This window comes from Nocardia sp. NPDC056564, from assembly GCF_042793755.1.
Lineage (GTDB): Bacteria > Actinomycetota > Actinomycetes > Mycobacteriales > Mycobacteriaceae > Nocardia.
Genome location: NZ_JBHTUR010000012.1, coordinates 59,116 through 71,122 on the forward strand (window position 1 = coordinate 59,116; position 12,007 = coordinate 71,122).

General features: G+C 71.8%; 9 protein-coding genes. 4 read left to right on the forward strand and 5 right to left on the reverse strand.

The features are described from left to right. Positions 1 to 16 precede the first annotated feature (16 nt). The 4 genes from ACFQ9K_RS27220 to ACFQ9K_RS27235 are packed head-to-tail and all read right to left on the reverse strand — an operon-like array spanning position 17 to position 7,508. Positions 17 to 1,177, reverse strand: a complete 1,161-nt coding sequence (locus ACFQ9K_RS27220) for a VWA domain-containing protein (RefSeq protein ID WP_378727103.1) — start codon at positions 1,175 to 1,177, stop codon at positions 17 to 19. Further along, on the reverse strand, positions 1,174 to 3,498 hold the full coding sequence (locus tag ACFQ9K_RS27225; protein WP_378983763.1) for a DUF5682 family protein: 2,325 nt from the start codon (positions 3,496 to 3,498) through the stop codon (positions 1,174 to 1,176). Before ACFQ9K_RS27225 ends, ACFQ9K_RS27220 begins: the two co-directional genes overlap by 4 nt. 39 nt (positions 3,499 to 3,537) lie before the next feature. After that, positions 3,538 to 4,632, reverse strand: a complete 1,095-nt coding sequence (locus ACFQ9K_RS27230) for an AAA family ATPase (RefSeq protein WP_378723193.1) — start codon at positions 4,630 to 4,632, stop codon at positions 3,538 to 3,540. Positions 4,633 to 4,634: 2 nt separating this feature from the next. Continuing rightward, entirely contained in the window at positions 4,635 to 7,508 is a 2,874-nt protein-coding gene (locus ACFQ9K_RS27235) for an SWIM zinc finger family protein (protein WP_378723192.1), read from the reverse strand. Positions 7,509 to 7,928: 420 nt separating this feature from the next. On the opposite strand from ACFQ9K_RS27235, the gene ACFQ9K_RS27240 reads away from it, so the two are divergent. From ACFQ9K_RS27240 to ACFQ9K_RS27255, 4 genes are read left to right on the forward strand one after another with little or no spacing between them, the layout of a single operon-like run. Further along, a complete protein-coding gene (locus tag ACFQ9K_RS27240) occupies positions 7,929 to 10,346 on the forward strand; it encodes an AAA family ATPase (protein WP_378723190.1) in 2,418 nt (805 codons plus the stop codon). Positions 10,347 to 10,356: 10 nt separating this feature from the next. Then, entirely contained in the window at positions 10,357 to 10,851 is a 495-nt protein-coding gene (locus tag ACFQ9K_RS27245; protein WP_378723189.1) for a hypothetical protein, read from the forward strand. 33 nt (positions 10,852 to 10,884) lie between these two features. Then, the gene (locus tag ACFQ9K_RS27250) at positions 10,885 to 11,274 is read left to right on the forward strand and encodes a YchJ family protein (protein ID WP_378723188.1); all 390 of its coding nucleotides are present in this window, start codon (positions 10,885 to 10,887) and stop codon (positions 11,272 to 11,274) included. A gap of 15 nt (positions 11,275 to 11,289) precedes the next feature. After that, positions 11,290 to 11,565, forward strand: a complete 276-nt coding sequence (locus ACFQ9K_RS27255; protein WP_040738385.1) for a SelT/SelW/SelH family protein — start codon at positions 11,290 to 11,292, stop codon at positions 11,563 to 11,565. Between the two features lie 39 nt (positions 11,566 to 11,604). Here ACFQ9K_RS27255 and ACFQ9K_RS27260 read toward each other — a convergent pair whose 3' ends face one another. Then, the gene (locus ACFQ9K_RS27260; protein ID WP_378723187.1) at positions 11,605 to 11,829 is read right to left on the reverse strand and encodes a zinc ribbon domain-containing protein; all 225 of its coding nucleotides are present in this window, start codon (positions 11,827 to 11,829) and stop codon (positions 11,605 to 11,607) included. Positions 11,830 to 12,007 lie beyond the last annotated feature (178 nt).

The following is a 12,007-nucleotide window of genomic DNA, read 5'->3' on the forward strand; positions in this document are numbered from 1 at the left end:
ACGACGGTATTGGATCTCAGCTGTGGCTGGTGTTGGAGTTGGCCCAGGCTTGCAGGTCGCCGCGGTCGAGGGCGACCGCGAGCAGGGCGGGGAACTTGTCGGGGGTGCAGGCGAAGGCGGGGACGCCGAGGGCGGCGAGGGCAGCGGCGTTGTCGTGGTCGAAGGCGGGGGCGCCCTCGTCGGACAGGGCGAGCAGGACGACGACCTGGACGCCGGATTCCTGCATGGCGTTGATCCGGCGCAGCATCTCGTCGCGGACGCCGCCCTCGTACAGGTCGGAGATGAGCACGAACAGCGAGTCGGTAGGGCGGGTGATCAGGGTCTGCGAGTAGGCGATGGCGCGGTTGATGTCGGTGCCGCCGCCGAGCTGGGTGCCGAAGAGGACCTCTACCGGATCGTCGAGCCGGTCGGTGAGATCGACGATCTCGGTGTCGAAGACGACGAGCGAGGTCTTCAGCGAGCGCATGGAGGCGAGCACCGCGCCGAAGACGGAGGCGTAGACGACGCTGGCCGCCATCGAGCCGGATTGGTCGATGGCCAGCACCACATCGCGTTGCACCGCTTGGGCTTTGCGCCCGTAACCGACCAGTCGCTCGGGCACGACGGTGCGGTGCTCGGGCAGATAGTTGGCCAGGTTCTTGCGGATGGTGCGATCCCAGTCGATATCGCGCAGCCGCGGACGAGAGACGCGCGCGGCCCGGTTCAACGCACCGGAGACGGCGGCGACGGTCTGCGCGGCGATGCGCTGCTCGATCTCGCGCACCACCTTCTGCACCACCATCCGCGCGGTCGCCTTGGTGGTCTCCGGCATCACCCGGTTCAGGCTCAGCAGGGTGCCGACCAGGTGCACGTCGGGCTCGACCGCCTCGAGCAACTCCGGCTCCAGCAGCAGCTGGGTCAGGTTCAGCCGCTGGACCGCGTCGCGCTGCATCACCTCGACGACGGTCGAGGGGAAGTAGTTGCGGATGTCGCCGAGCCAGCGGGCCACCCGGGGCGCGGAGCCTTCGAGCCCGCCCGAGCGTTTGCCCGAGCTTCGTTCGTCGCTGTTGTAGAGCGCGGACAGCGCGCGATCCATCGCGGCATCGTCGCCGTCACCGAGTCCGCCGAGCCCCTCTTCGGCGGCGGCGCCGAGCACCAAACGCCAACGCCGCGCCTGTGTTTCATCGACCGCGTTCATACCGGAACTCCTAAGATCGCCGCGGCGGCGCGCAGGGCGACGCGGCCGCGGGTGAGGTCGAAACCGCCGTCCTCGTCGGCGGTTCGGGTGGCGACGGCGCCGCTGTCGCGCACCGCGCGGCCGATCGCGCGTCGCTCGCCCGACTCGAACGCGCCGAAGGTCCGGCGCAGCAGGGGGAGCGTCTCGACGAACTGGTCTTCGCGCAGCGCGCTCAGCCAATCGTCGATGAGGCGCAACAACTCCCGGTCGTGCACGAGCAGCAGCCCGCGCCCGCCGACGAATCCGTCGATCCAGGCCGCCTTCGCGGCGGCGGTATTGCCGACCGACAGGGCGGCGGAAAGCCTACGGGCGGAATCGGTTTCGTCGATGATGCCGACGTCGGCGAGCACCCGCACGGCCCGGCCGACGAGCGCGCCGTGCACGTCGTCGCGGTCGGCGAGTTTGCCCAGCGCGCCTAGCCACTCGGCGGTGGCCCAGCCGTCGTCACGGGTGCTGATGGCGGTGTGGGCCGCGTCGAGCAGGGTGCGGAACTCGATGGCCGCGTCGGTGTCCAGCCCGGTGACGGCACCGGGTAGACCGGCACAGATACGCACCAGCAGGCCGTCTGCCACGTGGGCCAGGGCCTTGGTGTCGGTGCCGCGGACATCGCCGTAGCGCAGCGTCCGGACGAGACCGGGCAGGGCGGCGAGCAGGTGGGTGATGTCGTGGTCCAGCGCGGCCGCCGATTCCAGCCGGGTGATCAGTCCGTCGGTGGCGCCGCCGAGATCGGCAAGCAGCGCCACCTCCAACGCGGCCGACAGATCGCCGACGGTGCTGTCCGCGCGGCTCGCGGTGTCGAGGATCTTCGCCTCGGCGGCGGTGCCGATGGTGGTGCCCCAGCGGGACGCCTCGATGATCGAGATGGCGTACTCCGGGCGCCATTCCAGCGTCCAGGTCTCGCGGAAGGTGCCGGTGCTGCGCACCTCGCTGGTGGTGAGCGTGCCCCACGGGATGTCGAGCACGCGCAGCCGGTGCAGCAGGCGGGAACGCTCCACCTCGCGTTCCTTGCGCAGGTCGAGATCGAGGACCCGGGACAGCGCCTCCTGCTTCATCCGCAGCGTGCGGATCCGGGCGCGCAGGTCGGCGTCGAGCGGGACGGTCGGGGTGCCCTCGGGGACGGTGCCGAGCGCCTCGCCGACGACGAGTTCGTTCACCACCAGCCGCAGCATGGTCTCGTCGCCCGCGCACATCACCGCGCGGGTGGCCTCGGTGACCTCGGACAACCCGGCCAGCGGACGGTCGCGCATGGCGGCGAGGGTGTCGGCGAGCCGGACCGCCTCGATGATGTGCGCGCTGGAGACCGGCAGATCGTGCGCGCGCAGCACGCCGGCCACCTTGGTGAGCCAGCGGGCGATCGGCCGCGCGGTCTCGGTGAACAGGTGGTGATACCAGCCGGGGGAGGTGATGCCCGCGCCGTAGCCGGAGATCGTGGACAGCCGCGAATGCGTCCACGGCACCCAGGTCAGCGTGGCCTTCGTCTTCGGAAGTCCCTTCAGCAGCCGGGTATCCGCGGCCGCGGGGCCGAGCTTGCCCGCGAGCGCGGGCGCGTGCCAGGCCCCGCAGACCACGGCGAGGCGGACCGCGCCGTCCTTCAACGCCCTGCGCATCGTCTGCCGCATGTACGCCTCGCGGCGCAGCGTGTGCGCGTCGATGTGCACGGCGTCGAGCTCGATCGGTTCCAGCCCGATGACCTCCGAGGTCGCCTCGGCGACGGAGTTGACGTCCGCGTCGTCCAGCGTGGCGCCGAGCGGCTCCGGCTCGGCCGCGATCAGCTCGGCGGATTCCCGCAGCGCGCCCATCGCCTCGGTGATCGCGTCGAAAGCGGTGGCGTCGGGCGAGGATTCGACGACCGCGTCCCACCAGCGCTCGGCATCGTCGTAGCCGCCCGCCGCGGCGAGTTCGGTCAGCGGGTCGAACCGGTCGCCCGGCTCCTCCTCGGCGGCGAGCACCATGGCGGCGGGCAGATCGCAGAACCGAACGGGCACCTCGTGTTCGGTGGCGTACCGCAGCGCCTGCCACTCCGGCGAGAACACGGCGTACGGCCAGAACGCCGCCTTCGCCGGTGTATCCGGCACATAGGCGAGCAGGGCGACCGGCGGTGCCATCCCGTCGGCCGCGACGTATCCGACCAGCGGATCGGCGTCCGCGGGTCCCTCGATCAAGATCGTGTCGGGCTGAAAAGCCTCCAGCGCCAACCGGAGTGAGCGCGCGGAACCCGGCCCGTGATGGCGAATGCCGAACACCCGGGTCTGCGCGCCCGACCCGTTCTGTGCGTGCGTCATGGTGTCACCCCCTGCTTCGCTGCCTGGCGCTTGCGTCCGTCACCCGGAGATCTCGCGGCAGGCCCGGTAGAAGTCGGACCACTCCGGCCGTTCGCGGACAACGGCTTCCAGGTACTCGGTCCACACGACGGCATCGGCGACCGGATCCTTGATCACCGAACCGAGCACCGCGCCGGCGATGTCGCCGGCGCGCAGTACGCCGTCGCCGAAGTGGACGGACAACGCGATCCCGTTGGTGATCACCGAGATGGCCTCGGCGGTGGACAGGGTGCCCGAGGGCGACTTGAGCTTGGTACGGCCGTCGGCCGTGATGCCGGAACGCAATTCGCGGAACACCCGCACCACCCGGCGCACCTCCTCGGCCGCGGCGGGCACCTTCGGCAGTTCCAGCGAGGCGCCGAGTTGTTCGACGCGGCGGCTGACGATGGCGACCTCCTCGTCCTCGCTCGCGGGCAGCGGCAGCACCACGGTGTTGAACCGGCGGCGCAGCGCGGAGGACAGCTCGTTCACGCCGCGGTCGCGGTCGTTGGCGGTGGCGATGACGTTGAAGCCCTTGGCCGCCTGCACTTCGGTGCCGAGTTCGGGCACCGGCAGCGTCTTCTCCGACAGCACGGTGATCAGCGCGTCCTGCACGTCGGACGGGATGCGGGTGAGTTCCTCGACCCGGGCGATCGAACCCGCGCGCATCGCGGTCATCACCGGCGACGGCACCAGCGCGCCCTCGCTCGGACCCTCGGCGAGCAGCCGGGCGTAGTTCCAGCCGTACCGGATCGCCTCCTCCGCCGTCCCCGACGTGCCCTGCACGAGCAGCGTCGATTCCCCGCAGATGGCGGCCGAAAGATGTTCCGACACCCAGGTTTTGGCGGTGCCGGGCACGCCGAGCAGCAGCAGCGCGCGGTCGGTGGCGAGGGTGGCGACCGCGACCTCCATGAGCCGGCGCGGGCCGACGTACTTGGGGCTGATCACGGTGCCGTCGTCGAGGGTGCCGCCGAGCAGATAGGTGACCACCGCCCACGGGGAGAGCCGCCAAGACGGCGGGCGCGGGCGCTCGTCGGCGCTCGCGAGGGCGGACAGTTCGTCGGCGTAGGCCTGTTCGGCGTGCGGACGCAGCAGGTCGGGCGTCACGTCGGTCATGGTCACTGCAACTCCTCGAGCATCATCGAGCGGTGGTTGAGGTCGTGGGCGAGCTGATCGAAGGCTCGTTCCCAGGTGGGATCGCCGCACCGGCGGGCCACCACGGTGGCGGCGCTCGCGGCGGAAACGGGCAGGTGCACCGACGCCGCGGCCAGCAGCGAGCGGTGCGCGTTGGGGGTGTTGCCGTGTGCCTCCGGTCGGCGGGCGGCGGCGCGGGCACGTTCGAACAGCAGCAGAATCAGGTGCTGCGCCAACGGCTCCGGCCACGGATGCCCTATCGCGGGCAGCAGCGCCTCGATCTCGGAGAGCCAGGAGCCGTCCAGGTCGAGCAGGTGGCGGGTGCGGTCGGCCTGCGGCAGCAGCGCGAACAACTCGCGCCTGCGCAGCATGGCGACGTCGGTCGGCACGCCGGCGTCGAACAGCGCCCGCGCCCACACCGAATCGCGCTGGGCCAGTGCGGCATCCACCCAGCCGTCGAACACCGGCTGCCGGAAGCGGTCGTCGATGGTGGCCCTGACCGCCTTGTCGGGCCCGCCGAGCAGGTTCGCCCAGTGGTCGAGCGGTGTCGCCGCGACCAGCTGGCGCAGTCGGCCCGCGGTGACGTCGGGAGCACCGCCCCACCGATAGGTGAACTCGACGCTGCGGTCGGTGATGCCGTCGCGATGCGCGGACGGATCCAGCGTATCGGGCAGCGCGACAACGAGTTCGGTGTGCAGCAGCCGATGTTCGACGCGTAGCCACTCGCCGGCCCGCCGCGTCATGCGGTGCGCGAACGCCGAGTCCGGCAGCAGGGTCAGCAGACCGGCGGCGGTCCGCCGGACGTCGGAGCGCCGATCGTCCAGCCCGGCCTCCAGCAGCGGTTCGTCGGCCCGCGAAATCCGGTCGGCGAGTACGGCGAGCAGCTCCGCCTTCAGTGGACCCGATTCCTTCGACCAGGCCGCGGCGAGCGTTTCGCGCGCCGCGTCGGCATCCCGGCGGCGCAACTCGGCCAGCCACGCCCGCCGCTCCGGCGGCTGCCCGAACTGCCAGGCCTCCTCGGTGGGCGCCGCGGCGGGCTGCCCGCGCACCAGGTTTCGCCATTCCGGATGCCGGCTCGCCAGCCAGCGACCGCGGGCACCGGCCAGGCGCAGCAGCGGCTCGCGCAGCTCGGCGTTGCTCTTCGCCTGGTCCAACAGCTGCCCGCAGAGCGCGTCCGGCGCGCGATAGTCGTACGGCGTTGCCGCGGTGAACCATTCGGGCAGGAAGGGCGACTTCTCCTGCAACATCCGCGCCAGGCGGCCGGCGGCGATCCGCGGCAGCAGTCGCCGGGGGTCGTCCTCGGCGGGTTCGGGCGCGGTCGCGGTGGCCGCGCGTACCCCGCCGCGCGTGAAAACGTCGTGCAGCGCGGCGGATTCGAGCAGGCGCAGCGCCGGATCGGCAGGCAGCAGGTCGGCCGCCTCGGCGATCGGCGCGGCGAGGCCGGTGAGGTCCGGCGGCCTGCGGGCCGTGCCGAGCAGCGCGACGGAGATGAGGTCGGCCGCGCCGGCCTGCTGTGCCGCTCGGGCATTCGGCGCGCTCCGGCCGACCGGATCGAGCCGGGCCAGATCGATCACCTCGCCCGCGGTGAACACCGAGACCGGGACCAGGCCCTCGCCGGTCCATTCGGCGGCGACGGTCACCGGGTACCCGCCGGACACGCCGAGCAGTCGCCACGGCTGCTCGGTGGGCGCCACCGGCAGTGCGGTGCCGTCGGATTCGGCGATGTACCAACCGGTTTCGGTGGGCACCGGGACCACGTCGGTGAGCAGCACCGGCCAGCCGCGCAGCCACGGATCGGCGCCGAGCGCCGCCGCGTGCTCGGCGAGCGCTGCGGCGATCGTGCCGGGCCGGTCCGGATCGGTCGGCAGGGTGGTGAACGGCTCCGGCGCACCGTGGCGCTCACCCCACAGCGCGCGCAGCGGCGCGGCGCCGGGGTAGTAGTGCACGTCAGCGTCGGCGAGCAGGCCGAGCGGCGGCACGTCCGCGGGGAAGCCCGGCGCGCCGAACGAGTGGTCGACGACCACGGCCCAGCGCCGAGATTGCCTGCCGTACAACCAGGTTCGCCGGGTGTAGAGGCGCTCGTCCTCGGTGATCCGCAGGCCGAGCACCATCCACCGGTCCCGCACCGCGGGCTCGGTGCGCACGGATTCGGCCGGATTCGGATAACCGACGTGCGTGCGGACGCTGGCGCCCAGCTCGGGCGGCAACTCGTCCAGCCGGCGATGCGCGGCGACCAGCAGGTGCAGCCTGGCGTATTCGCGCAGCACCACGTCCGGCCAGTCCGGCCTGGTCACCACGGCGGCAGGCAGCTGACGCAGGGCCGAGGCGACGCCGGGGGCCTGCGCGTCGACCATGCGCGCGGCGATCGTCTCGAACGCCCGGTACGAGCGATCGGCCTGCGCCAGGCCGGTGCGCACCTGGTCGCCGAGCCAGACGTCGAGCTCGGCCAGGCCCGCGGTGACCCGCGCCCGCCGCTGTTCCGCGGTGGCCGGATTCGAGGTGCGGGCGCCTGCCTTCGCCGCCGGTCCAGTGGCCTTGGCGATCCGGCCGCCGATCCAGCTGCCGGCGAAGTCGACGATCGCGGGCGCGTCCTCGACCCGGCCCGCGGACCACTCGAGCAACAGCGACAGCGCGTGCTTGCACGGGAACTTGCGGCTCGGACAGGAGCACTTGTACGCGGGCCCGGACAGATCGATGATCGTCTGATACGGCTTCGCGCCGCTGCCCTGGCACAGTCCCCACAGCGCGATGTCGTGGCTGCCGGTGCCGCGCCATCGACTCGCCAGTTTCCGCGCGGCCGACAGCGAGCTCGCGTCCGGCGCGAGCGCTGTGACCTGGTCCTCGCTCCAGCGCGTCATGTCTTCCCCCGTTCGTCGGTTGACCGGATTTCTACCGCAGGCCACCGACAAGTGCCGATCCGACCGGTGTATTTCGCACGGAAATTACTGTGGCGTGCCGGTTTTCACCGCTGAAAACCTCTTGCGTACATTGTTGTTCTCTGGCATTCTGTCCTGTTCGGCTCGACCGAACCATCCAAATCGGGTGATACACCATCGAGCTGCCCGCCGGGGCTGGCGAGGGGTGGACATCGAGGCGCGGCCCCAGCCGTTTCGATGGCCATATCCATCCCCGCGGGCAGATTCGCTGGCCACCGGACGATTACCTCCGGTGGGCGAATGCGGTGCGATCGGGTAGCGTTTCGCAGAGCTTCGACAGTGGCGCCGCGCACGAGGTCGGAGGGCGTGTAGCGGCTCGGTGGTGGAGGGGGTCCGACCAACATGCGTCCCGACGCAGACCCGGTGCCGCGATTGACCGAGGTGGTGACGCGTCGGCTCGCCGCCGATCCCTCGGTGACGCCGTCGGTCGCCCGCACCGTCCTGCGTGCCCTCGGCGGCACCGAGACCGATGATCGGGCAACCGAATTCGACGACAGCGGGATCTTCCTGCGCGCCATCCGGGTACGCGGCTTCCGCGGCATCGGCCCGCAGGCCGAGCTGCACCTGCCGCCCGGCCCCGGCCTCACCCTGGTCGTCGGCCGCAACGGCAGCGGCAAATCCAGCTTCGCCGAGGCCGCCGAACTGGTGTTCACCGGCGGAAATCGCCGGTGGGACGGTCGATCCGCGGCCTGGCGGGAGGGCTGGCGCAACCTGCACGACGGCGGCACCGCCCGCATCGAGGTGGAGCTGCTCACCACCGGAAGCAAGCCGCAACTGACCATCAGCAAGGAGTGGGCCGCCGACGCGGACCTGCCCGACGCCACCTGGACCGAACAGCATCCGCCCGGTGCCCCAACGGAATTCGACATGGATCGATGGGCGGGCCGGCTGGAGCTCTACCGCCCGTTCCTGTCCTACAGCGAGCTCGGCGCGCTGGTCGACGGCAAACCGAGCGACCTGTTCGACGCGCTGCACCAGCTGCTCGGCCTGGACGAATTGACGTTGGCGCAGGAGCGAATTCGGCTGCGCCGCCTGGAACTGGAACGCGCCGTGCGGGATTCCCGCCAGGAACGCCTCGAACTCCTGGACGCGCTGGAGACGGTGGCCGACGACCGCGCCGTCCGGGTGAACGGCCTGCTGCGCCCCGCCCAGCCGGATCTCGCCGCGGTCGGGCGCGAGGTGTCGGGCACCTTCGACGACCCGGGCGGTCCGGCGGGCCTGCGCGCGATCGTCCGCCTCACCCTGCCCAGCGCGGCGGAGGTGGCACAGGTGGCCACCCGGCTCGCGGACTGCGGCACGGCATTGGCCCGCGGCACCACCGCCGACGCCGAGGCGGACTGGCGCGTGCTGGAGCTGCTGCGCCGGGCCCGCGACCACCACAAGGCCGTCGGCACCTGCCCGTGCCCGGTCTGCGGCCGCGGCGACCTGGACGACGGGTGGGCGCACGCGGCGGACGACTCGATCACCGAGCTCGCCGCCAGGGTTGACGCGCTCACCACCGCCCGCACCGAACTCGGCGAGGCGTTGCGCGCGGCCCGCTCCCTGCCGGATCTCATTCCGCCGGAACTGGAGTTCGACCCGCGCAACCCGCCCTCGGTCGACACCTCCGCCGTCCGCCGGGCCTGGGCCGACTGGGCCGCGCTCACCTCCGCCGACTACACCGCCGACCTGCCGGACCGGTTGCGCGGCGCGCACGCGCGACTGGTCGACGAACTCGACCTGGTGCAGCAGGGCACGCGCAAGGAACTGGACCGCCTCGACGAGGTGTGGACGCCGCTGGTCCCGCGCATCGTCAGCTGGCTGGAAGGTGCGCGCGAGGTCGCCGCGCACGCGGCCGAACTGCGCACGGTCAAGAAGGCCGAGGACTGGCTCAAGTCCGCGACCGCGGGTCTGCGCGGCGAACGCATGACCCCGCTGGAGACCACCGCGCGCTGGGTCTGGCAGACGCTGCGGCAGCAGAGCAACGTGGAACTCGGCTCGATCACGTTGCAGGGCAACGCCGGAACCGCCCGCCGGGTGCTCTTGGACGTCACCGTCGACGACGTGGACGGCGCCGCGCTCGGCGTGATGAGTCAGGGCGAGTTACACGCGCTCGGGCTGTCGCTGTTCCTGCCGCGCGCCACGGTCGAGGAGAGCCCGTTCCGCTTCGTCATGATCGACGACCCGGTGCAGGCGATGGACCCGGCGAAGGTCGACGGCCTGGCCAGGGTGCTCGCCGCGGTCGCGTGGACCCGGCAGGTGGTGGTCTTCACCCACGACGAGCGGCTGGCCGAGGCGGTGCGCCGGATGCAGCTCGACGCCACCGTGCTCGAGGTGCAGCGCCGGGACCGGTCGGTGGTGGAGGTGCGGGTGTCCAGCGATCCGGTCCGCCGCTACCTGGACGACGCGCGCGCACTGGTGCGCACGCCGCAGCTGCCGCAGGCCATCGCCGACGAACTCGTCGCCACCTGCTGCCGTTCCGCCGTCGAGGCCGCGAGCCTCGGCCGCGCCCGACGCACCCTGCTCGCCGACGGCATGAACCACCGCGAGGTGGAGCGGCACATCGATGCCGCCCAATCCACCAGGGCGAAAGTGGCTCTCGCGGTGATGGGTGTCGGCGGCAAGGTCGACGACCTCAACAAGCATCTCGTCGCGCGCGAGGGGAAATGGGTGGTCGAGGCGCTGCGCGACGCGACGGCAGGCGCGCACGTGCCGATCGGTCGCAGCATGCGCGAATTGATCACGGAGACCGAAAGATTCGTCGCATGGCTCGCGCACTGACCGGGCGCCCATGAGCGAGCGACGGGGACCGCGGCGCGGGCCGAACGGCGGCCGCGGTGGCAACGGCGGGCAGCGGTCGAAGCGCGGACCGGGAAAGGGCCCGAGGCGGCCGCGGCCGTCGGTGGCCGAGCGGCTCGACACGGTCGATCGCCTGCTGGCCGGTTCGGTGACCGACGCGGGCGGCCTGTGGTCCCGCGCCACCGCGTGGATTCTGCGTATTGCCCTGGAGCAGTCGGTAGATGAGCTGTGGGCCCGGCTGGCGCCCGCGCTCATGCGCTGCCCGATGCGCGCCCAGCTCATCGCGCTGCGCACGTTCGCCGGACCCGAGGTGGCGGCGCAGGTCGCCGCGCTGTGGGCCGCGTTGTCCCGAGCCGCGCATCATCACGACTACGAACTCGCGCCGAGCGTCACCGACCTGCGTCGTTGGCGCGAACAGACGGTCGCGATCGCGGGCGCGCTGGCGACCGTCGAGGCCCGCCGGACCGCTCCGGGCGACCCGGCCTGATCTTTGTTGCGGGCGGCGCGCAACAATCGGGGTATGAGTGGGACGCGGATGTGTCCGTGTGGCCGGGGCGAGGCCTTCGACGACTGCTGCGGGCCGGTGCTGAGCGGGAAGCGGGCGGCGGCGACCGCCGAGGCGTTGATGCGTTCGCGCTACACGGCTTTCGCGGTCGGGGACACCGACTATCTCCGTGGATCGTGGCATCCGCGGACCAGGCCGGCGACGCTGGAACTCGACCCTGGGCAGCGGTGGTTGTTCCTGGAGATACTGCGCACCGCAGACGGCGGGCTGTTCGACGAGACCGGCCTGGTCGAATTCGTCGCGCACTACCGGGCCGACGGCACCCGCGGTTCACTGCACGAGGTCAGCCGGTTCCTGCGCGCCGACGGGGCCTGGGTCTACCTCGACGGCGAAGTCGAAGTCTGAGTACGCTCGGCCACTATGTCCCGTGTCGCGATCGAGTACTGCACGCAGTGCCGCTGGCTGCTGCGCGCGAGCTGGATGGCCCAGGAATTGCTCAGCACCTTCGCCACCGAACTCGGTGAGGTGGCGCTGATTCCGGGCACGGGCGGCGTTTTCCGGATCACCGTGGACGGTGAGCAGGTGTGGGAACGCAAGGCGGACGGCGGTTTTCCCGATATCGCGGTGCTGAAACAACGGGTGCGCGATCGGGTCGCGCCGGAGCGTGATCTCGGCCACGCCGATCGGCGCGACTGAACCCCGCTGCGCGCGCCCGCGGCCGCGGCCGGGTCTTGCTCAGCCGCAACACCCTCCGCCACAGCAGCCGCCACCGGCGGGACGGGCCGCCGGACCCGGTGCCTGCGCCGTGCTACCCCGGCTGACCGTGGCAAACGTGGTCAGCAGCTTGACTGTGTCGGCATGGCCGCTCGGGCAGGACGCCGGATCCGACGACTCCGCCATCGGGCGGTTCATCTCGAAAGTGTCCCCGCAACTGCGGCACCGATAGCTGTAACTCGGCATCGGTCAAGCGTACCGCCGAGGTCTCATAATGGTGCGTCGCGTTCCCAGGTGGTCAGCGCCGACGTACTCTCGATGGAGAGATCACGAGGTGCGGGGCCCGCTGGAGCAAACCGGCAGCACACCGATGGGTCCCTGGCAGGAGGTGCGAGACCATGCGCGAGCGCAGCGAGCCGAACAA

Excerpts from the sequence above, each read along its gene's own strand:
- ACFQ9K_RS27245 (WP_378723189.1), top strand. The coding sequence starts at position 10,357 with ATGAGCGAGCGACGGGGACCGCGGCGCGGGCCGAACGGCGGCCGCGGT.
- ACFQ9K_RS27235 (WP_378723192.1), bottom strand. The coding sequence starts at position 7,508 with ATGACGCGCTGGAGCGAGGACCAGGTCACAGCGCTCGCGCCGGACGCG.
- ACFQ9K_RS27255 (WP_040738385.1), top strand. The coding sequence starts at position 11,290 with ATGTCCCGTGTCGCGATCGAGTACTGCACGCAGTGCCGCTGGCTGCTG.
- ACFQ9K_RS27230 (WP_378723193.1), bottom strand. The coding sequence starts at position 4,632 with ATGACCGACGTGACGCCCGACCTGCTGCGTCCGCACGCCGAACAGGCC.
- ACFQ9K_RS27240 (WP_378723190.1), top strand. The coding sequence starts at position 7,929 with ATGCGTCCCGACGCAGACCCGGTGCCGCGATTGACCGAGGTGGTGACG.
- ACFQ9K_RS27220 (WP_378727103.1), bottom strand. The coding sequence starts at position 1,177 with ATGAACGCGGTCGATGAAACACAGGCGCGGCGTTGGCGTTTGGTGCTC.
- ACFQ9K_RS27260 (WP_378723187.1), bottom strand. The coding sequence starts at position 11,829 with ATGCCGAGTTACAGCTATCGGTGCCGCAGTTGCGGGGACACTTTCGAG.
- ACFQ9K_RS27250 (WP_378723188.1), top strand. The coding sequence starts at position 10,885 with ATGAGTGGGACGCGGATGTGTCCGTGTGGCCGGGGCGAGGCCTTCGAC.
- ACFQ9K_RS27225 (WP_378983763.1), bottom strand. The coding sequence starts at position 3,498 with ATGACGCACGCACAGAACGGGTCGGGCGCGCAGACCCGGGTGTTCGGC.